The organism is Rhodovulum strictum (assembly GCF_009649175.1).
Taxonomy (GTDB): Bacteria; Pseudomonadota; Alphaproteobacteria; order Rhodobacterales; family Rhodobacteraceae; genus Rhodovulum; species Rhodovulum strictum.
In genome coordinates, this window is the sequence record NZ_WJPO01000004.1 from 65,685 (window position 1) to 85,187 (window position 19,503).

17 protein-coding genes are annotated in these 19,503 nt (G+C 69.4%); 9 read left to right on the forward strand and 8 right to left on the reverse strand.

The features are described from left to right. Window position 1: 1 nt before the first annotated feature. The 7 genes from GH815_RS04315 to GH815_RS04345 form a co-directional block, all read right to left on the reverse strand. The gene (locus tag GH815_RS04315) at window positions 2-2,350 is read right to left on the reverse strand and encodes an ATP-binding protein (RefSeq protein ID WP_246176313.1); all 2,349 of its coding nucleotides are present in this window, start codon (window positions 2,348-2,350) and stop codon (window positions 2-4) included. Between the two features lie 93 nt (window positions 2,351-2,443). Further along, the gene (locus GH815_RS04320) at window positions 2,444-3,610 is read right to left on the reverse strand and encodes an RsmB/NOP family class I SAM-dependent RNA methyltransferase (RefSeq protein ID WP_153747523.1); all 1,167 of its coding nucleotides are present in this window, start codon (window positions 3,608-3,610) and stop codon (window positions 2,444-2,446) included. Window positions 3,611-3,677: 67 nt separating this feature from the next. After that, window positions 3,678-5,126, reverse strand: a complete 1,449-nt coding sequence (guaB, locus tag GH815_RS04325) for an IMP dehydrogenase (protein WP_153747524.1) — start codon at window positions 5,124-5,126, stop codon at window positions 3,678-3,680. 210 nt (window positions 5,127-5,336) lie between these two features. Next, complete coding sequence (gene cowN, locus GH815_RS04330) at window positions 5,337-5,615, reverse strand: N(2)-fixation sustaining protein CowN (RefSeq protein ID WP_153747525.1); 279 nt, start codon at window positions 5,613-5,615, stop codon at window positions 5,337-5,339. A gap of 96 nt (window positions 5,616-5,711) precedes the next feature. Further along, window positions 5,712-6,356: a Crp/Fnr family transcriptional regulator gene (locus GH815_RS04335; protein WP_153747526.1), complete on the reverse strand. Its 645-nt coding sequence runs from the start codon at window positions 6,354-6,356 to the stop codon at window positions 5,712-5,714. After that, window positions 6,340-7,311, reverse strand: coding sequence for a TDT family transporter (locus GH815_RS04340; protein ID WP_153747527.1), 972 nt, complete (start codon window positions 7,309-7,311; stop codon window positions 6,340-6,342). Before GH815_RS04340 ends, GH815_RS04335 begins: the two co-directional genes overlap by 17 nt. Window positions 7,312-7,370: 59 nt before the next feature. Then, complete coding sequence (locus GH815_RS04345; protein WP_153747528.1) at window positions 7,371-8,984, reverse strand: FAD-dependent oxidoreductase; 1,614 nt, start codon at window positions 8,982-8,984, stop codon at window positions 7,371-7,373. Window positions 8,985-9,096: 112 nt separating this feature from the next. Here GH815_RS04345 and GH815_RS04350 point away from each other — a divergent pair, with 112 nt between their 5' ends. Genes GH815_RS04350 through GH815_RS04360 form a run of 3 tightly spaced genes read left to right on the forward strand, consistent with a single transcriptional unit; the run spans window position 9,097 to window position 12,226 of the window. Then, window positions 9,097-9,603: a TRAP transporter small permease subunit gene (locus tag GH815_RS04350; RefSeq protein ID WP_153747529.1), complete on the forward strand. Its 507-nt coding sequence runs from the start codon at window positions 9,097-9,099 to the stop codon at window positions 9,601-9,603. Next, window positions 9,600-11,144, forward strand: coding sequence for a TRAP transporter large permease (locus tag GH815_RS04355; RefSeq protein ID WP_153747530.1), 1,545 nt, complete (start codon window positions 9,600-9,602; stop codon window positions 11,142-11,144). The genes GH815_RS04350 and GH815_RS04355 overlap by 4 nt, the downstream gene beginning before the upstream one ends. A 17-nt stretch (window positions 11,145-11,161) precedes the next feature. Then, window positions 11,162-12,226, forward strand: coding sequence for a TRAP transporter substrate-binding protein (locus GH815_RS04360; RefSeq protein ID WP_153747531.1), 1,065 nt, complete (start codon window positions 11,162-11,164; stop codon window positions 12,224-12,226). Between the two features lie 31 nt (window positions 12,227-12,257). On the opposite strand, the gene GH815_RS04365 is transcribed toward GH815_RS04360, so the two are convergent. Then, the gene (locus GH815_RS04365) at window positions 12,258-13,112 is read right to left on the reverse strand and encodes an SDR family oxidoreductase (protein WP_153747532.1); all 855 of its coding nucleotides are present in this window, start codon (window positions 13,110-13,112) and stop codon (window positions 12,258-12,260) included. A gap of 111 nt (window positions 13,113-13,223) precedes the next feature. Here GH815_RS04365 and GH815_RS04370 point away from each other — a divergent pair, with 111 nt between their 5' ends. From GH815_RS04370 to GH815_RS04395, 6 genes are all read left to right on the forward strand, one after another. Further along, complete coding sequence (locus GH815_RS04370) at window positions 13,224-14,708, forward strand: AMP nucleosidase (protein WP_153747533.1); 1,485 nt, start codon at window positions 13,224-13,226, stop codon at window positions 14,706-14,708. A gap of 127 nt (window positions 14,709-14,835) precedes the next feature. Beyond that, entirely contained in the window at window positions 14,836-15,123 is a 288-nt protein-coding gene (locus tag GH815_RS04375) for an HU family DNA-binding protein (protein WP_153747534.1), read from the forward strand. Window positions 15,124-15,199: 76 nt separating this feature from the next. Then, window positions 15,200-16,108 (forward strand): DMT family transporter, encoded by a 909-nt coding sequence (locus GH815_RS04380; protein WP_153747535.1) that lies wholly within the window; start codon window positions 15,200-15,202, stop codon window positions 16,106-16,108. Between the two features lie 40 nt (window positions 16,109-16,148). After that, window positions 16,149-16,811, forward strand: a complete 663-nt coding sequence (locus GH815_RS04385; RefSeq protein WP_153747536.1) for a paraquat-inducible protein A — start codon at window positions 16,149-16,151, stop codon at window positions 16,809-16,811. After that, window positions 16,790-17,419, forward strand: coding sequence for a paraquat-inducible protein A (locus tag GH815_RS04390; RefSeq protein ID WP_246176314.1), 630 nt, complete (start codon window positions 16,790-16,792; stop codon window positions 17,417-17,419). Before GH815_RS04385 ends, GH815_RS04390 begins: the two co-directional genes overlap by 22 nt. Further along, complete coding sequence (locus GH815_RS04395; protein ID WP_153747537.1) at window positions 17,416-19,500, forward strand: MlaD family protein; 2,085 nt, start codon at window positions 17,416-17,418, stop codon at window positions 19,498-19,500. Before GH815_RS04390 ends, GH815_RS04395 begins: the two co-directional genes overlap by 4 nt. Window positions 19,501-19,503 lie beyond the last annotated feature (3 nt).

The following is a 19,503-nucleotide window of genomic DNA, read 5'->3' on the forward strand; positions in this document are numbered from 1 at the left end:
GTCACGCCCCGCGCATCGCATCCTCGCCGGGTGGGGGCGTGGGGCCGGGCCGGATGGCGGGTGCGCGCAACTGACGCTGGACGGTGGCGGTCAGGTCGGCCAGCGAAAAGGGCTTTGGCAGGTAGACCGAATTCGGGATGCGCGCGCGGATCTCGCCGAAACTGTCCTCGGCATAGCCCGAGACGAAGACCACCTTGGTCCCCGGCCTGCCCTTCAGTGCCTCGCTGACCCAACCCGGCCCGTCCAGCCCGGGCATCACCACGTCGGTCACGAAGACATCGACCTCCAGCGTCGGATCGGCCAGTATTTCCAGCGCCTCCTCGCCGCTTTCGGCCTCGAGCACGGTATGCCCGCGCATCGCCAGCGCCCGCGACGCAAAGGACCGCACCGGCGCCTCGTCCTCGACCAGAAGCACCACGCCGATATCGCGCGTCTCGTCCTCGGCCTCGGGTGAAGGCGCTGCCGCTTCGTCCTCGGTACCGCGATAGCCGGGCAGATAGAGCGTGAAGGTCGAGCCCTTGCCCACTTCGCTGTCGACAAAGATGAAGCCGCCGGTCTGCTTGACGATGCCGTAAACCGTCGACAGGCCAAGCCCGGTCCCCTCGCCCGGCCGCTTGGTGGTGAAGAACGGCTCGAAGATCTTGGTCAGCCGGTCGGGCGGAATGCCATCGCCCTTGTCGATCACGCGCACCACCGCATATGTCCCCGCAGGCACCACGGCCCGGTCCCGCCGAAGCTCGCTGCGCAATTCGACCGCCTCGGTCTCAAGCCGGATCTCGCCGCCCCTCGGCATCGCGTCACGGGCATTGACGACAAGGTTCATCACCACCTGTTCAAGCTTGCGCTTGTCGGCACGGATGCGCGGCAGCCCCTCGCCATGGCGGATGCGCAGCCGCACCCGTTCGCCCACCAGACGGTCCAGCAGATGCGCAAGCTCGCCCATCGTGTCGCGCAGGTCCAGCACCTCGGGGCTGAGCGTCTGCTTGCGCGAGAACGCAAGCAACTGGCCCACAAGACTGGCCGCGCGGTTGGCGTTCTGGTGGATCTGCACAAGGTCGCCATAATCGGGATCGCCCGGATCGTGGCGCAGCATCAACAGGTCGCAATGGCCCGAGATCGCGGTCAGCAGGTTGTTGAAATCATGCGCGACCCCGCCCGCAAGCTGGCCGATCGCCTGCATCTTCTGGCTCTGGGTGAATTGCGCTTCAAGTGTCTTCATCTCGGTCACGTCATGCAGCACCGCGACCAGCCCGCCGCCCGACATCCGCGCCAGCGCCACCTGCACGAACAGTTCGCGGTCGTCGCGCGCCACGCGCAGCACCTCGGCCATGTTGCTGGCCCGCCCCTCGGCCGCCTCGGCCAGCCAGTCGCTGACCGGACGGCCCAGCCCTTCGAGCCGCTCGCACAGATTGAGCGGCCCGCTGCCCGTGCTGACGCCCGTGCTGCCCAGAAGTTCCCGCGCGCGCATGTTGGCCAGCCGCACCGTTCCGTCGGTGTCGAGTTGCAGGATCGCCACCGGCAGCGCGTCCAGCAGCCCCTCGGGCGGATGCGCCACACCCGCCATCGCGCCCGCCGGCAGGATGTAAAGCTCGCGCAGCCCGTCCCGGCCCGGCAGCGTCATCAGGCGTCGGCGCAACAGACCCTGGGCGGTCTCGATCGCGATTTCCTCGCCATCGGGATGGGCGGCTGGCGGCAGCCCGCGGCGCAGCGCGTCCAGGCTTGCCGGGACATGCCCCAGCAATTCGCGCGCGGCGGGGTTCAGCGACAGCACCTTGTCATCGGCGTCGATCCGCAGCATCGGCAGCGCGCTGTCGGGCGCGGGCGGTTCGCCGCCGTCCAGATGCCAGACAAAGACGCCATGGGCGGCCCGCTCGACCCGCAGCCGCAGCGCACCCTCGGCGCCGGGGCGGACATGGGTTGCGCTTTCGCCCCGCGCGGCAGCCGAAATCAGGTTCTCGACCGCGCGCTCGGGATCGGCGAAGACGGCGGCGAAAGCCGCAGCCACCGGCTGGCCCCGACTTGCGGGCACGCGGCGCAGTGCCTGCGGGTTGGCCAGCAGCACCTCCCCGCGCGTATCTGTCAGTATGCAGGAGCCGGGTGCCGCGGCACAAAGCCGTCTCAGCCGCCCGGCGGGCAGGCGGCGGCCCCAGAGATCCGCAACCCGGATGAAGGTCGCCAGCGCCGCCAGCGTCGCCCCCGCCGAAAGCAAGAGAACCGCCAGCCAAGGGACCGGCACCGCCCGCGCGATCAGCGCAAGGACGACACCGCACAACAGGATGGCCCAGGCCCGCTCTGCGTAAGCGGCGGCATTCTGGCCAAGGCTGGACAAGACGGGGGAAAGGCGCGGCAAGGCGGGCTCCGGCGGATTCGCATGGGCGGTGTCAGTCTGGCGGCAGCGCGGTTAACCATGTGTTAACAAAGCGCGCCCGTGTCTACTCTTGCGTCAGTTCCGCCGCAGAATTGCCGCGAAGAAACCGTCGCCACCGTCAAGCGGTGTCAGGCGGCGCTCGGTCACGCATGCCCAGCCCGGATGGCGCGCCAGGAATGCCGCGATCTGGGCGCCGTTCTCGGCCTCGATCAGCGAACAGGTGGCATAGCCAAGCGCACCGCCCGGTGCGACCAGCGCCGACGCGCGATCGAGGATCCCGGCCTGAATCCCGACCAGCCGCGCCAGATCGTCGGGCCCGGTGCGCCACTTTGCTTCGGGGCTGCGCCGCCACGCCCCGCTGCCCGTACAGGGCACGTCGCACAGCACCAGATCGAACGGCTCGGTCCCCGCCAGATCGCCGGGCCCCAGCAGCGTCACCGCAACCCCTGCGCGCCCGGCCCGCGCGGGCAGATCGCGCATCCGCTCGGGCGCCGCGTCATGCGCAAGGAACCGCGCCGCCACACGGCCGGCCAGTGCCAGCGTCTTGCCCCCGCCCCCGGCGCAGAAGTCGAGCACGCGCCCCCCCTCGGGCACCGGCATCATGTCGGCCACGGCCTGCGAGGCGGCATCCTGCAACTCCACCAGACCTTCGAGCCAGGCCCGCGATTGCTGGATGCGGCGGGCATTCGCGGTCACCTCCAGCGCGCTGGGCGAAAGCCGATGTGGCTGCGTCCCGATCCCCTCGGCCGCCAGCGCGGCGGCGGCCTCGTCGCGCGTGGACAGGCGCAGGTTGGCGCGCAGGAAGACCGGCGCACGCTGGCGCAGCGCCTGCATCACGGGGACGAAATCGGCGCCAAGGCTGCCCCGCAGCACCGGGGCCAGCGCCGCGGGGCAGTCGCAGGCAACCTCCTCGGGCAGATCGGCGGGCGCGGGGGCCAGTTCGGCTTGCGTCAGGGGCGGCGGGGCATGGCCCGCGCCGGTGAACAGCGTCCCGGGATCCGTGCCCGCAGCGCGCAAGAGCCCCAGCATCAGCCCGCGCCCGGTCTCGGCGCCGCCCAGCGCGGCAAGGGACCGGCGGCAGCGCAGCGCGTCGAAGACCAGATCGCGGATCGCGGCGCGGTCCTTGGCACCGGCATAGCGGTTCTGCCGCCCCCAGGTGGTCAGCAGACGTTCCACCGGCGCACCCGCCAGCCAGGCATCCAGCAGGCCGATCGCGGCGGCGATGCGGGCGGCGGGCGTCATCGGCGCGCGCCCGGACAGAACGCGAGGATCACCGCGCAACCTCCTGCGGCAAGGGGCTTTCGCCGGTCTACATCACCCGGTAATTCGGGCTTTCGCGGGTGATCTGCACGTCATGGACATGGCTTTCCTTCAGCCCCGCCCCGGTGATCCGCACGAAACGGCACTTGCTGCGCATCTCCTCGACCGTGGCGCAGCCGGTATAGCCCATCGCCGCGCGCAAGCCGCCCACAAGCTGATGGATCACCGCGCCCGCAGGCCCCTTGTAGGGCACCTGCCCCTCGATCCCCTCGGGCACCAGCTTGTCCGAAGCCGCGTCCTTCTGGAAATAGCGGTCGGCAGAGCCGCGCGCCATCGCGCCCAGACTGCCCATGCCGCGATACGCCTTGAACGAGCGGCCCTGATAGAGGATCACCTCGCCCGGCGATTCATCGGTGCCCGCGATCATCGAGCCGACCATCGCACAGGCCGCGCCCGCCGCGATCGCCTTGGCGAAATCGCCCGAATACTTGATGCCGCCATCTGCGATCACCGGCACATCGCCCGCCGCCCCGGCGCAATCCATGATCGCGGTCAGCTGCGGCACGCCCACGCCCGCCACCATCCGCGTGGTGCAGATCGAGCCCGGCCCGATGCCGACCTTGACCGCATCCGCGCCCGCGTCGATCAGCGCGCGCGTTGCCTCGGCGGTGGCGACATTGCCGGCCATGACCTGCACCGCATTGGTGGCGGCCTTGATCCGCTCGACGGCGCGGGCGACGCCCTCGGAATGGCCATGCGCGGTGTCGATCACGATCAGGTCCACGCCCGCCTCGATCAGCGCCTGCGACCGCTCGAACCCGGCATCGCCCACGGTCGAGGCGGCGGCAACCCGCAGCCGGCCCAGTTCGTCCTTGGTCGCCTGCGGGTTCAGGACCGATTTCTCGGTGTCCTTCAGCGTCAGAAGACCCGTCAGCTTGCCCGCCTCGTCGGTGATCAGCAGCTTCTCGATCCGGCGTGCCTTCATCAGGTTCAGCGCCTCGGCGCGGTCGACCGGTTCCTTGAGCACGGCCAGATTGTCGGCGGTCATCATCGCCCTGACCTCGGTCGCATCACTGGCCGCAAAGCGCATGTCGCGGTTGGTCACGATGCCGACCACATGCCCGCGCCCGTCGACCACCGGGAAACCGGTGAAATTGTAGCGTTCGATCAGGGCCTTGGCATCGGCCAGCGTCTGGTCGGGGGTCAGCGTGATCGGGTTGTAGACGACGCCCGATTCAAAGCGCTTGACGCGGCGAACCTCGCGCGCCTGTTCCTCGATGGTGAGGTTGCGGTGGATCACGCCGATCCCCCCCGCCTGCGCCATCGCGATCGCCATGCGATGCTCGGTCACCGTGTCCATCGCCGAGGACAGAAGCGGGATGTTGAGCCGGATCGCGCGGGTGACGAAAGTGGCCGTGTCGGCCTGATTCGGCAGGACCGAGCTTGCGCCCGGAACCAGAAGCACGTCATCGAAGGTGAGCGCCTCGCGAATCTCCATGGGGGTCTCCTGGGGATGCGTCGTTTGGCGCTTCCCTATTTCATGGGGGGGCGAAAAAGGAAAGGGCCAATCGCGGGGGCAAGGGGGCGCTCCCACCCCCGTCCGGCGCAGGGCGCAGGCGCCCCGCTTGTCCGGGGTTGGGCGTGGCCGCGCGCGTACCGCGCGCGGTGCCTCCGGCGGGGATATTTGGGGCCAGAAGAAGGACGGGGCTCAGCAGCAGGTCTGTTCGAGATTCCACAGAAGATCCTGCGCGGCCTTGTCGCCGGTTTCCTCGAAGAATGCCATGAGCGCGTTGACCTGGCTGCCGACGAAATGCAGGTTGTCCGCCCCCATCCGCGTCTTTTCGGCAAGCTTGCGCTCGAAATAGCCGACCCAGCGCGAGTCGGTCCCGTCCATATGGGCGGCAAGCATCTCCATCAGGCGGTCGGCCTTGCCGGTGCAGTCGAGCCCGAGGAAGCTGACATAGCGGTCGGGGGTCTGGTCGGTCATGTCGTCATCGTCCCGGTTGGGGCGTCCGGCGCGGGGGGCCGGATCCTGTGAATCCTGAATGCCGAGCGTTCTAGTCGGAAATCTGCCGCCTGTCTGTCAGCCAGATGACAGCTCGGCAAGATCGGCAAGACGCTCGGGGCGCAGAAGCCGCAGCTGGCGTCGTCCCGCGCGTTCGATCAGCCCCTCGCGGATCAGCTGGTTCAAGAGCGTCGAGAGCGTCTGGCGCGAGGTGCCGAGCGCGGTGGCCAGCGCCTCGGTGCTGTCGGCGAGGCGGATCGTGGCGCTGTTCTGGCGGGCGGCCTCGGCCAGCAGGAAGCGGGCAAGGCGTGCGCCGACCGGGCGGAAGGCCAGATCCTCGATCAGGTCGAGCGCACCGGCCAGCAGAAGCCCGATCTCGCGGAAGGCGGCGAGGCCCAGATCGGGTTGGCGGGCGATCAGGCGCAGCATCTCGCCGACGGGCCAGGCGACCAAGGTGCAGGGTTCCAGCGCCTCGACCCGGGCGCGGGTATGGGTGACAAAGACGCCGCCCGGATGCAGATGGCCCAGCGTCAGATCGCGCCCCGCCCCGCTGAGGCAGATCCGGGCGCGGCCTTCGTCCAGAACGAACAGCCGGTCGGGACCGTCGCCGGGCTCTGCGATGGTGGCGCCAGCCGGGTAATGGCGCCGGGTGCCGCCATCGAGCCCGGCAAGCCAGTCGGCATGGGCGCCGGGGGATGGCCGGCGGTCAGACCCGGGCGGCATTGGTCCGGGCCCCGAGCCCGCCGCGCGCCCAGGCCCTGAGGATCGCGACCAGGATCGGCGGGATTGCCAGCGTGGCCGCGACCAGAACGATCCCGCCCGCGATCCCGATGGCCGTGCCCTGCCCCGGCGCCAGGCCCAGCAGCAGGTTGGCCAGGGCCGCCAGCGGGAAGGTGAAGGCGCCCCAGAGCGGCGAGAAGCCCGCCTTGATGAGCCAGGGCAGACGGATCAGCAGCCCCGCGCCCAGCAGTCCGGCAAACAGCGTTGCGGCCCAGCCAAGGCCGGGGTTGTCCAGCGCCAGCGCCACGCTGCCGAGCAGGCAGGCAGGCGCAAGGTGAATGGCAAGCAGCGGGCGCAGGGGCGCGGGCACATCCTCGCGCAGGAATTGGACAAGGCTCGCGCCCCAGATCGCCAGCGCCGCCGCGCCGGTCACATGAAGCAGCACGCTCGCCAGCGGGGCGAAACCCAGCGCCTGCGCGGGCAGCGCGGCGAGGATGAAACCGACGAATTGCAGGTGCCAGACCGGCGTCACGCGGCGCTGTTCGGCCGGGCCACGGATCAGCGCAGCCAGAACCAGCGCGACAAGACCGGCATGCAGCGCGAGCGCCGCGCCAAGGACGCCCAGCGCCGCCCCCGGGGCAAGGGGCACAAGCGCCGCGGAAACGAGATAGGCCGACAGCACCATCGCCGAAAGCCCGGCGCGCCCCGGCAGCACGCGCAGATCCTCGGGCAGGACGCCGGGGCGGCGCACGACTTTCAGCGCATAGGACGCCACGCAGAACAGGTAAAGCAGCGTGACCGCGCCCAGGATCAGCTCGCCCACCGCCGGCGGGGCGGCAAGGATGTCCGCGCTCTGGCGCCAGGCCAGCCCAAGCGCAAGTGCGCCCAGAACGGGCGGAAAGATCGCGGGCGGCGTCTGATCGCCGAAGCGCGGGCGGGGGGCAAGGGGGCGCGACATGGGTCCGATCTGCCATGGCGCGCGCGGCGGGGCAAGCGCGCAGGCCCCGCGGGGAACCGTCAGGCGCCGGGCGGCCATTCCGCGCCGCGGGCCTCCATATAGGGACGGAAATATTCGCGGAAGGCGGGGAAACCCTCGGCCAGCATCAGGAATTCCTCGCGGTTCAGCACCAGAACCCGTGTGTCCTCGACGGCGCGCACGGTGGTCTTGCGCCGCGTCGCCCCAAGGATCAGCCGTTCGCCGAAATGCCCGCCGGGGCCGATGCGGCGCAGATGCGTCTGGCCGGTGACGGGATCCTTGCGCTCCATCTCGACCGCGCCCGAGATCACCGAATAGAACCCGTCAGACCGGTGCCCGGCCTCATAGACGATATCGCCCGCACGGAAATGGGCATAGCGCATCGGCGGGCGGGGCAGCGCGCGCAATTGCACGACGCTGCGCGCACCCAGCATGTCCAGCGTCCAGTTCACCATCACCTTGATCCGCGTGCCCATCCCCGGCAGCAGCGCCAGGTAATAGGACCGCCAGAGCACCCAGGCCGGAAATCCGGTCAGTTGCAGCCCGAAGACCTCGGCCACACCCCGATGCGCGCCGAGCGAGGCCAGCGACCCGCGCGAGCGATAGGCAAAGGGCTGCACCGTCTTGCCCTTGACGGCGGCGGCGATGTTGCGGGCGATAAGCTTGGCCTCGCGCACAGCGAATTGCGCGGTGGGGGGGGCGTAATCGGCGCGCGCCTCGGCGCCCTCCTTCAGCGGGATCAGTGCGCAATCGCCCAGCGCCCAGACATTCTCGTGCCCCCTGACGCGCAGCGCGCGGTCCACCGCGATCCGCCCATGCTGGCTGGGCAGGCCCATGCGCGCGACGACCGGCAGGGGCGAATTGCCGATGGTGGCAACGATGGTGCGGGTGTCGATCACCTCGCCATTGGTGGTGACAAGCTGGGTGGCCGTGGCCGAGGCGACGCCGGTGTTCAGCTTCAGTTCGACCCCGTGGCGGGTCAGGTGATCGGCGGCATAGCGCGCCAGCCGCTCGGGCATCTCGTTCAGGATGCGGGGGGCGAATTCGACCAGTTGCACCCGCACCTCCGACGGGTCGATGCGCGGATAGAATTTCAGCGAGCGGTCGATCAGTTCCTTCATCTCGCCCACCGTCTCGACGCCCGAGAAGCCGCCGCCGATCACGGTGAAGGTCAGCGCGCCGCGCTTGGTTTCGGGCACCTGGCTGACCTGGGCATGTTCAAGCTGTTCGATCACATGCTCGCGCAGGCGCCGGGCATCCTCCAGCGTCTTCATCTTGAGCGCATGTTCCTCAAGCCCCGGGCTGCGCGACAGATCCACCCCCTGCCCCAACGCGATCACGAGATGGTCATAGCGAACCTCGGTCGGGCGGCGCTGGATGCCCTGAAACACGGTGACGATGCGGCGTTCGAAATCCACGCTGTCGATCAGCGCCTTGCGCACGAACACGCCCCTGAGCAGGAAGCGCAGCGGCGACACCGCATGGCCGGGCGTGATCGAGCCCGCGCCGACCTCGGGCAGAAGCGGCTGGAAGACGAAATAGTTGTCGGCATTGATCAACTCGACCCGCACCGACTTGCCCAGCCGCTTGCGCAGTGCGCGCGCCGCATACATGCCGCCGAAGCCGCCCCCCAGAACGACGATCCGATCCGCCATGGCGATCCCTTTCTTGCTGCGGCGCAGCATAGCGCATCCGGCGCCGCGGGCCAGCGTCATTCGCCGCATGCCGCGATTGCCCTTTTCGCAAGGCTGTGGCAAGGCCCGCCCGATGACACTATCTCGACCCCTTTCCGCCTATCTGGCGCTTTGCCGCTGGCTTGACCGCGCCGCACTGGCGCTGTGCATCAGCGCGGGTCTGTTCCTGACTGGCGCGGTGCTGGCCATCGTGGTGCTGCGCTACGGCTTCGGCCTGGGCTTCATCCAGTTGCAGGACGCCGCCGGTTATGCCTTTGCGGTGCTGGTGGCGTTCAGCCTGCCGGTGACGCTGGCCAGGGGCGGCCATGTCCGGGTCGAGGTGATCTCGGAACAATTGCCCCCGGGCTATCTGCGCGCGGCCGATGCGGTGGCGCTGGTGCTGTTCCTGATCCCCGTCTTCGGGCTGCTGATCCGCGCCTACTGGCCGGAGCTGGCCTATTCCTGGTCGATCCGCGAAAGCTCGGTCGAGACGGGGGGGATGCAGGGGCTTTACCTGGTCAAGACCGCGCTGCCGGTGGCGGCGGCGATGATGATCCTGCAAGGCATCGCGCAGGTTCTGGCCCCGAGGGTGCGGAAATGACCGGGGCCGAGGCGTTCCTGCTGGCGATGGGCCTTGGGCTGTTCGCGGGCATCCTCAGCGGCATCCCGGCCATGCTGGCAATTGCGGGCGTGCCGCTGGTCACTGCGCTGGCGGGTGCGGCATTCGGGGTGTTCGACCTGTCCTTCCTGAACTTCTATCCCGCCCGGGTCTGGGGGGTGATGTCGAACCGGCTGTTGATGGCGGTGCCGCTGTTCATCCTGATGGGCGTGCTGCTGGAACGCGCGCGTCTGGCCGAACGGATGCTTGGCGTGCTGGCGCGGCTGACCGGCGGATCGTCGCGTGGCATGGCGCTGAGCGTTCTGGCCTTCTCGGCGCTGATCGCCGCCTCGACCGGCATCATCGGGGCAACCGTGGTGATGCTGGTGCTGATCGGCCTGCCCGCGATGCGCGCGGCGGGCGTGGACAAGCGGCTGGCGGCGGGGCTGATCTGCGCCGCCGGAACCCTGGGCCAGGTGATCCCGCCCTCGATCGTGCTGGTGCTGCTGGGCGACCAGATCGGCAATGTCTATCTCGAGGCGCAGCAACGGGCGGGCAATTTCGCCCCCGATGCCGTCTCGGTCGGCGATCTGTTCGCGGGCGCGCTGATCCCCGGGCTGATGCTGGTGGCGTTTTACGCGCTTTACGTCGCGCTGCGGCTGAAACCCGCGCCGCTGACCGCACCCCACGCCCCGCGCGATCCCGTGCCCGCGGCCGAGGTGCTGTTCACCTTCCTGCCGCCGGTCCTGCTGATCCTTGCGGTGCTGGGCTCGATCCTTGCGGGTGTCGCAACCACGACCGAAGCCGCGGGGCTGGGCGCGGTCGGTGCGCTGCTGCTGGCCGCTCATGCCGCCGAACCGCTCCGCGCGGGCCGCTGGCTGATCGCGGGGGCCGGGTTCGCGGCGCTGGCGCTGGTGGGCATCGGCATGGGCGGCATGGGCCGCGCAGCAGCGGGCAGCCCTGCGGCGCTGGCCGCATTGGCGGCCGCGCTGGTGATCGGGCTGGGCACGCTCTGGGGCGCGCTGCGGCTCTGGGCGGCGGGGCTTCTGCAAGGTGCTATGACCGAGACGATCCGCATCTCGGGCATGGTCTTCGGCATCGTGGTCGCGGCCTCGCTTCTGGCTCTGGTGTTCCGCGGCTTCGGCGGCGACCGGATGGTGGCCGAGATGATGGCCGCCCTGCCCGGCGGAACCTATGGCGCGATCGCGCTGGTGATGGTGCTGATCTTCCTCTTGGGCTTCCTGCTGGAAGCGGTCGAGATCATCTATATCGTGGTTCCCCTGCTGGGCCCGCCGATCCTGGGCACCGACATATCGCCGATCTGGTTCGCCATCCTGATCGCGATGAACCTGCAAACCTCGTTCCTGACGCCACCGTTCGGATTCGCGCTGTTCTATTTCCGCTCGGTCGCGCCGCGCGACATCACCACGTTCGACACCTATCGGGGCGTTGTCCCCTTTGTCATGTTGCAGCTTGCGGCCCTTGCGGTTCTGATAGCCTGGCCCGGGCTTGCCACATGGCTGCCGCACCAGATTTTCCGCTGAGACCCGAGAGGACCGACATGGACCGCAGAACCTTCCTGACCACTGGCGCCGGTGTCGCCACCGCAGGCACGCTGGCCGCCCCGGCCATTGCGCAGGGCAAGATCACCTGGAACCTGCCCACCGCCTTTCCCAAGAACGCTCCCGCCGTCGGCACCAATGTCGTGAGCTTCGCCGAAAAGGTCGCGGCGATGTCGGACGGGCGGCTCAGCTTTACCGTGCATGGCGCGGGCGAACTGGTGCCCGCCTTTGCGGTCGAGGATGCGGTGCAGGCGGGCAACGCGCCGGTGGGCCATGGCCCGACCTATTATGCCGCGGGCAAGAACCCGGCGATCCACTGGTTCACCGGCGTTCCCTTCGGGATGACCTCGAACGAGCATTTCGCCTGGCTGCGCTGGGGCGACGGGCAGGCGATCTGGGACGAGATCTATGCCCAGCGCAACCTCAAGCCGTTCTACTCGGGCAATTCCAACACGCAGTCCGGCGGCTGGTTCAAGCGGCCCATCGACAGCGTCGACAGCCTGCGCGGCATGAACATGCGCATCGCGGGGCTGGGCGGCGAGATCTATCGCAAGCTTGGCGTGAACGCCGTTCTGATGCCCCCGCCCGAGATTTTCCAGGCGCTGCAATCGGGCGCGATCGACGCCGCCGAATGGGTCGGGCCGATGCTGGATCAGGCGTTCGGACTGCAAAAGCTGACCAACCTGTGCTACGTGCCCGCCTTCAACGAGCCGGGCGCGGGGCTGGCCATCGTGTTCAATGCCGATGCCTGGGCCGAGCTGTCCCCCGACCTTCAGGCGATCTGCGAGGCGGCAGCTTATGCCGCAGCGCTCGAAGTTCAGGCGCAGTTCGACTATTACAACGCCAGGGCCATGGCCGACCTCAAGGCGCAGGGCGTGCAGTTCCTGCCCTTCCCCGAAGACGTGATCGCCGCGCTGCGCAATGCCTGGGCCGAGGTTCAGGACGAGCTGAGCGCCGCAAGCGCCGATGTGGCGAAGGTGCGCGAAAGCTATGACACCTATCTGGCCCAGGCGCGCGACTATGCCGCCGAGATGACGCTGCCGCTGCTGGCTGGCCGGATCTGAGCACCGGGGCCGGTCGCGCAGGCGGCCGGCCCTAATCATTGCCAGCCTCGGCTTCGAGGATCGCGGCCAGCCCCGCCCGGTAATCGGGGTGGCGCAGATGGATGCCAAGCTCGGTCTTGATACGGTCGTTGCGCACCCGCTTGGATTCCGCATAGAAGCTGGCCGCCATCGGGCCAAGACCGGCCTCCTCGAACGCGATCTCGGGCGGCAGCGGCAGGCCCAGCATCCTTGCGGCAAAGGCGATCACGTCCTGCGCGGGCGCGGGTTCGTCATCTGCGACATTGTAGATGGCACCGGGATTCGGCCGCGCCATCGAGGCCGCCAGCACCTGCGCGATATCCTCGACATGGATGCGCGAAAAGACCTGCCCCTGTTTCACGATCCGCCGCGCCGTTCCGTCGCGCAGCCGATCCAGCGCCGAGCGGCCCGGCCCATAGATACCCGGCAGCCGGAAGATGTGCAGCGGCAGGCCCAGCCCCGCCCATTCCGCCTCGGCGGCCACCCGCGCCGCACCGCGCCCCGTGGCGGGCGTCAGCGCCGTCGTCTCGTCGACCCAGCCGCCCTGATGATCGCCATAGACGCCGGTGGTGGACAGATAGCCGACCCAGACCAGATGCCGGGCGTCGCGCAGTGCATCGCCCAGCGCGGCCACCACCGGATCGCCCCCCGCACCGGGCGGCACCGAACTCAGGACATGGCTGGCCGCGGCCAGCGCCGGGCGCAGATCGTCGCCGGGCCAGATCACCGGCTCGACCCCCTCGGCGCGCAACTCGTCCGCACGTTCGGAGCTGCGGGTGGTGCCGATGACGCGCCAGCCCGGGCCAAGAACCCGGCCCAGCTCGCGCGCGGAATAGCCATGTCCGATGGAAAGAAGCGTTCCTGTCATGGCCCCAGCATCGCGCGCCCGGCGCCGCGCGGCAAGGGGGCGCGCGCAGGGCTTGCGCCGGGCGGCCAAAGCGTGAAACCTGTCCCGGCACAGCCCGGGGATACCGCGAACATGCAGGACCACGCCGACGAACTGCCGCTTCTCAGCCCCGATCTGCCCGGAGCCGAGGCATTCACCGATGCCGGGGCGGCGGTCGCGCGGCTGGTCGAGATCTATGACATCTCGCGCAGCTTCCTGTGCACGCGGTTCCGCCAGACGCTGGCGGGCGAGGCGCCGAAGGCCCGGTTCCGCGCGGTCTATCCGCAGGTGCGCTTTGCCACCGCCACCCATGCCCAGGTCGACAGCCGTCTGTCCTTTGGCCATGTCGCCGAGCCGGGAACCTATGGCGCAACCATCACCCGGCCGGACCTGTTCGCCAATTACCTGCGCCAGCAGATCGGCCTGTTGATCGCCAATCATGGCCAGCCGGTGCTGATCGGCCCCTCGGACACCCCGATCCCGGTGCATTTCGCCGTTGCTGGCGAAACCGGGCTGTCCGTCCCGCAAGAGGGGGTACTGGATTATCCGCTGCGCGACCTGTTCGACGTGCCCGATCTGAACACCACGAACGACGACATCGTGAACGGCACGCTGGCGCTGGCCGAGGGCGCCGCACGCCCGCTGGCCCCCTTTACCGCGCAGCGGGTGGATTATTCGCTGGCGCGGCTCGAACATTACACCGCCACCGCGCCCGAGCATTTCCAGAACCACGTCCTGTTCACGAACTACCAGTTCTATGTCGAGGAATTCGAGGCTTTCGCCCGCGCCGCGCTGGCCGATCCAGCCTCGGGCTATACCGCGCTGGTGGGCCCCGGGAATGCGCTGATCGCCACCCCCGACGCCGCCCTGCCCGCGCCCGCCAAGCTGCCGCAGATGCCCAGCTATCACCTCAAGCGCGCCGATGGTCAGGGCATCACGCTGGTCAATATCGGCGTCGGCCCCTCGAACGCCAAGACCGCGACCGATCATATCGCGGTCCTGCGCCCGCATGCCTGGATCATGGTCGGCCATTGCGCGGGGCTGAGGAATTCGCAGCGTCTGGGCGATTTCGTGCTGGCCCATGGCTATCTGCGCGAGGATCACGTTCTGGACGACGATCTGCCGGTCTGGGTGCCCATCCCGGCACTGGCCGAGATTCAGGTCGCGATGGAAGAGGCGGTGGCCGAGATCACGCAGCTTCAGGGCTTCGAACTGAAACGCATCATGCGCACCGGCACCGTGGCCACCATCGACAACCGCAACTGGGAATTGCGCGACCAGTCCGGCCCGGTGCAGCGGCTGTCGCAATCGCGCGCCATCGCGCTGGACATGGAAAGCGCGACCATCGCGGCCAACGGCTTTCGCTTCCGGGTGCCCTATGGCACGCTTCTATGCGTGTCCGACAAGCCGCTGCATGGCGAATTGAAGCTGCCGGGCATGGCCAGCGACTTCTACAAGACCCAGGTCTCGCGCCATCTGGCCATCGGAATCCGCGCGATGGAGCGGCTGCGCGAGATGCCGCTTGAGCGGATTCACAGCCGAAAGCTGCGCAGCTTCGAGGAAACGGCCTTCCTCTAGGCGGAAATCGACCACAAAATGCGTGAAAATTGGCCGTTTCATTCCACAAATCGTTGTGTGTTGCCGCAATATCGAGTTTAATCCCCGAGATGAGCCCCCAAAGAGGGCACGAACGAGGAGACCCTAGATGGCGAAACCGATGACCAAGACCCAGCTCGTCGCGGCCCTGGCCGAGGAGATGGGCGCGGACAAGAAAACCGCGACGGCGGCGCTGGACGCGGTGACCAATATCATCACCCGCGAAGTGGCTGCGGGCGGTTCGGTGACCCTGCCGGGCGTGGGCAAGATCTCTTGCCGCGAGCGTCCCGAGCGCATGGTGCGCAACCCCGCCACCGGCGAACAGTTCAAGAAGCCCTCGGACAAGGTTGTCAAGATGACCATTGCCAAGGCGCTGAAGGACAGCGTGAACGGCTGAGGCCCGCGCCTTTCCGCAGTGCCGGAAACGGTTCAGGGTCGCCCGCGTGGCGGCCCTTTCGCTTTGTGGGGTCGCCATGGATCTGCGCGCGCTGGCGATGGGCCTTGCCTTCGCCTTCATCTGGGCCTCGGCCTTCACCTCGGCGCGGATCATCGTTGCCGATGCGCCGCCCTTGGGCGCGCTGGCGCTGCGCTTCCTGCTGTCGGGGCTGCTGGGCGTCGGCATCGCGCTGGCGCTGGGGCAAAGCTGGCGGCTGACGCGCGAGCAATGGCGCGCCACGCTGATCTTCGGCATCAGCCAGAACGCGCTGTATCTTGGCCTCAACTTCGTCGCGATGCAGACCCTCGAAGCCTCTATGGCGGCGATCATCGCCTCGACCATGCCGCTTCTGGTGGCGCTGTTCGGCTGGCTGGTGCTGCGCGAAAAGGTGCGGCCGCTGGGTACGCTGGGGCTGGTGATCGGCTTTGCCGGGGTCGCGATCATCATGGGCAGCCGGATCACCGGCGGCGTCGATCTCTACGGGCTCATGCTGTGCGTCGGGGGCGTGTTCGCGCTGACCACGGCGACGCTGGCGGTGCGCAGCGCCTCGTCGGGCGGCAATGTGCTGATGATCGTCGGGCTTCAGATGCTGGTGGGCGCAGCGGCGCTGGCCGTGGCCTCGGTCGTCGCGGGCGAAAGCCCCGAGGTGCGCTGGAGCTGGCCGCTGATCCTGGCCTTTGCCTACACGACGATCTTCCCCGGCCTCGTCGCCACGCTGATCTGGTTCCTGCTGGTGCGCCGGATCGGCGCGGTGCGGGCGGCAACCTTCCACTTCCTCAGCCCGTTCTTCGGTGTGTCCATCGCTGCGCTGTTGCTGGGCGAAACGCTGGGGCCGCTGGACGTGGCGGGCGTTGGCGTCATCATGGCGGGCATCCTGGCGGTGCAACTGTCGAAACAGGTCCGACCGGCCGCCCAGACCGCACATCCGCGGGATCGTTCGCCCTAGGGCGTTGGATTGCGCCGCCCCACCCCCTATGCTTGTGCCCATGACCCCCTTGGACGTGCCGCAACCCCTGCCCCCCGCCCCGCAAGCCATCGGGCCGGATCTGGCCGCGCTGATCGCCTGTCCGCGCTGCGATGCGGTCTATCGCGCGGTCCAGCCCGGGCCGGGCGAACGCGCGGTCTGCGCGCGCTGCAACACGGTGCTGATCGCGCCGCGCCGCCGGGCGGGCCAGCAGCTGATCGCGGTCGCCGTGGCGGTGGTGGTGCTGGTGGTGGCGGCGACGCTGGCCCCCTTTCTCGCCATCGAGGTCGCCGGGCGCAGCAATGCCAGTTCGGTACTGGACGCCGCGCTGGCCTTTGCCGCGGCGGGGCCGGTCGCCATGCTTGCGCTGGCGGTGGCGGCGCTGATCGTGTTCATCCCGGTGCTGCGCGCGCTGCTGGTGATCTATGTGCTCGGCCCCGTCGTGCTGGACCGCCCGCCCGCGCCCCACGCCGCCGCCGCTTTCCGGCTCTCCGAAGAGCTGCGGCCCTGGTCGATGGCCGAGATCTTTGTCATCGGCTGCGCGATCGCGCTGGTCAAGATCGCCGATCTGGCGCAGGTCCATTTCGGCCCCGCCTTCTGGATGTTCGCCGCCCTCGTCGTGCTGGTGGTGGTGCAGGACGGATTCATGTGCAGGTATTCGGTATGGAAATCGCTGGAACGCTGAGAACCGCGCGCGAGATGGGGCTGGTGGCCTGCACAAGCTGCACCCGGGTCTGGCCCGCGGGAACGGACCGCTGCGGGCGCTGCGGGCATCGGCTGCACACCCGCGCGCCGCTGGCGCTGCAACGGGTCTGGGCGTGGTGGCTGGTCGGCGTGATCGCCTATGTGCCCGCCAATCTCTACCCGATGCTGTCCACCCGCACGCTGGTCGCCTCACAGGAGGCCACGATCGTCGGCGGCGCGATCGAGATTGCCCGGCACGGCAACTGGGGCATCGCGCTGGTGATCCTGACCGCCTCGGTCGCGATCCCGCTGGGCAAGTTCCTGGCCATTGCCATGCTAGCGCTGGGCGTGCGCCATGGCAGCGCCCTGTCCGGCAGCCGCCGCCAGCAGCTTTACCAGGTGGTGGAATATATCGGCCGCTGGTCGATGATAGACGTCTTCGTGGTCGCGATCCTGGCCTCGCTGGTGCAGCTTGGCGCCGTCGCCTCGGTCAGTCCGGGCCCGGCCAGCCTGTTCTTTGCGCTGTCTGTGATCTTCACCATGCTCTCGGCGCAAAGCTTCGACAGCCGCCTGATCTGGGACGCCGAGCGGGAGGGCCGCCGCGCATGACCGACCTGCCGCCCGAAACCCCCATCGAGCCCGCCCGCCGCAGCCTGCTGGAACGGCTGTCCATCGTCTGGGTGATTCCGGCCGCGGCGCTGGTGATCGCGCTGGGGGTGGCGTGGAACAGTTACATGGAACGCGGGCCGCTTCTGGAACTGGTGTTCGAGACCGCCTCGGGCATCCGCGCGGGCGAAACCGAGCTGCGCTATCGCGACGTGACCGTGGGCATCGTGGAAAGCGTCGCCTTTACCGAAGGGCTGGGCAAGGTGCTGGTCGGTGTGCGGCTGGATCGCGACGTGGCCGACTTCGTGGACGACGACGCGCAATTCTGGGTGGTCCGCCCCGAGGTGACGCCGCGTGGCGTGTCGGGGCTGGAAACCGTGCTGTCGGGCACCTTCATCGAGGGGATCTGGGACGACACCCCCGGCGGCTTCGTCCAGCGCCACGACGCCTCGACCACCGCGCCGCTGAACCGCGAGGGGCGCCCGGCGCTCAGGCTGCGGTTGCGCGCGGCAGGCTCGGCCGCGCTGACGGCCGAGGCGCCCATCGTCTATCGCGGCATCGAGGTCGGCCGGATCGGCCGCGCCGAAGTGTCCGAGGACGGCGCCACGGTCGAGGCGGAAGCGATCATCTTTGCCCCTCATGACCGGCTGATCTCGTCGGCGACGCGGTTCTGGGATACCTCGGGCTTCCGGTTCTCGCTGGGGCCCGGCGGCGCGCGGCTGGATTTCGACTCGCTCGCCTCGCTGGTGTCGGGCGGGATCACCTTTCGCACCGTGGTCTCGGGGGGGGCGCCGGTGGAGCCGGGCACGCAGTTCAACGTCTATCCCGACGAGGCCGCGGCGCGCGCCAGCCTGTTCGGCCCGGACGAGGGCGAATTGCTGAGCCTGTCCGCGGTCTTCGAGGAAAATGTCAGCGGCCTTGCGGTGGATGCGCCGGTCGATCTGGGCGGCATCCGCATCGGCCGGGTGACGGCGCTGGGCGGGATCGTGGATGCCGCGCGCTTCGGGGACGAGCGCGTTCGGCTGGCAGCGACTCTGGCGATCCGGCCCCGCCAGTTGGGCCTTGAGGGCACGCCCGACCCGGAGGCGGCGCTTGACTACCTTGCCGCCCGCGTGGACGAGGGGTTGCGCGCGCGGCTGGCCACGGCCTCGTTGCTGACCGGCGGGCTCAAGGTCGAACTGGTCGAACTGGCCGAGGCGCCGCCCGCCGCGCTGGATCGCGACGCAAGCCCGAACCCCGCGATCCCCACCGCACCCGCCGAGATCGCCGATGCCGCCGCCACCGCCGAGGGGATCTATAACCGCATCAGCGCCCTGCCCATCGAGCAGGTGATGGAAAGCACCATCGCCGCGCTGGACAACATCGCCCGGCTGGCCGGCAGCGAGGATATCCGCGCCGTACCGGGCGAGGTGCGCGCCCTGCTGGGCGAGGCGCGTGGGCTTGTCGGCACCGACGAGGCGCAGGCGTTGCCCGGGCGGCTCTCGGCCGCGGTGGGCGAACTGGAAACGCTGGTCGCGCGGCTGAACGAAAGCGACGCCGCCGGGCGACTGGGCGCGGCCATCGACGCCGCCGCGGCCGCCGCCGCCCGCGTCGAAAGCACGGTCGAGGGGGTGCCCGATCTGATCGCCCGCCTGACCGGCATCGCCGAGAATGCCGAGGCCGTGCCGCTGGACGAACTGGCCGCCCGGCTTTCGGCGCTGCTCGACGCCGCGGCGCGGCTGGTCGATACCGATGACGCACGCGCCCTGCCCGCCGATCTGTCCGCTGCGCTGGGCGAGTTGCGCGCGGTGCTGGCCGATCTGCGCGATGGCGGCGTGATCGAGAATGCGAACGCCACGCTGGCTTCGGCCCGGGCCGCCGCCGACGGGTTTTCAGCCGCCGCCGAAGACCTGCCCGCCCTTCTGAACCGCGCCCGCAGCGTGCTGGACGAGGCCGCCGCGACGATCCGCGACTATGACGCGACACGCGGGGTCGGCCGCGATCTTGGCCCCGCCATCCGCGAGGTCGAACGCGCCGCCCGCGCCGTATCGGCGCTGGCGCGGACGCTGGAACGCAACCCCAATTCGATCCTGTTCGGACGCTAGGGA

Excerpts from the sequence above, each read along its gene's own strand:
- GH815_RS04360 (WP_153747531.1), top strand. The coding sequence starts at position 11,162 with ATGGACCGCAGAACCTTCCTGACCACTGGCGCCGGTGTCGCCACCGCA.
- GH815_RS04350 (WP_153747529.1), top strand. The coding sequence starts at position 9,097 with ATGACACTATCTCGACCCCTTTCCGCCTATCTGGCGCTTTGCCGCTGG.
- GH815_RS04390 (WP_246176314.1), top strand. The coding sequence starts at position 16,790 with ATGGAAATCGCTGGAACGCTGAGAACCGCGCGCGAGATGGGGCTGGTG.
- GH815_RS04375 (WP_153747534.1), top strand. The coding sequence starts at position 14,836 with ATGGCGAAACCGATGACCAAGACCCAGCTCGTCGCGGCCCTGGCCGAG.
- guaB (WP_153747524.1), bottom strand. The coding sequence starts at position 5,126 with ATGGAGATTCGCGAGGCGCTCACCTTCGATGACGTGCTTCTGGTTCCG.
- cowN (WP_153747525.1), bottom strand. The coding sequence starts at position 5,615 with ATGACCGACCAGACCCCCGACCGCTATGTCAGCTTCCTCGGGCTCGAC.
- GH815_RS04320 (WP_153747523.1), bottom strand. The coding sequence starts at position 3,610 with ATGACGCCCGCCGCCCGCATCGCCGCCGCGATCGGCCTGCTGGATGCC.
- GH815_RS04340 (WP_153747527.1), bottom strand. The coding sequence starts at position 7,311 with ATGTCGCGCCCCCTTGCCCCCCGCCCGCGCTTCGGCGATCAGACGCCG.
- GH815_RS04335 (WP_153747526.1), bottom strand. The coding sequence starts at position 6,356 with ATGCCGCCCGGGTCTGACCGCCGGCCATCCCCCGGCGCCCATGCCGAC.
- GH815_RS04385 (WP_153747536.1), top strand. The coding sequence starts at position 16,149 with ATGACCCCCTTGGACGTGCCGCAACCCCTGCCCCCCGCCCCGCAAGCC.
- GH815_RS04365 (WP_153747532.1), bottom strand. The coding sequence starts at position 13,112 with ATGACAGGAACGCTTCTTTCCATCGGACATGGCTATTCCGCGCGCGAG.
- GH815_RS04380 (WP_153747535.1), top strand. The coding sequence starts at position 15,200 with ATGGATCTGCGCGCGCTGGCGATGGGCCTTGCCTTCGCCTTCATCTGG.
- GH815_RS04355 (WP_153747530.1), top strand. The coding sequence starts at position 9,600 with ATGACCGGGGCCGAGGCGTTCCTGCTGGCGATGGGCCTTGGGCTGTTC.
- GH815_RS04345 (WP_153747528.1), bottom strand. The coding sequence starts at position 8,984 with ATGGCGGATCGGATCGTCGTTCTGGGGGGCGGCTTCGGCGGCATGTAT.
- GH815_RS04370 (WP_153747533.1), top strand. The coding sequence starts at position 13,224 with ATGCAGGACCACGCCGACGAACTGCCGCTTCTCAGCCCCGATCTGCCC.
- GH815_RS04395 (WP_153747537.1), top strand. The coding sequence starts at position 17,416 with ATGACCGACCTGCCGCCCGAAACCCCCATCGAGCCCGCCCGCCGCAGC.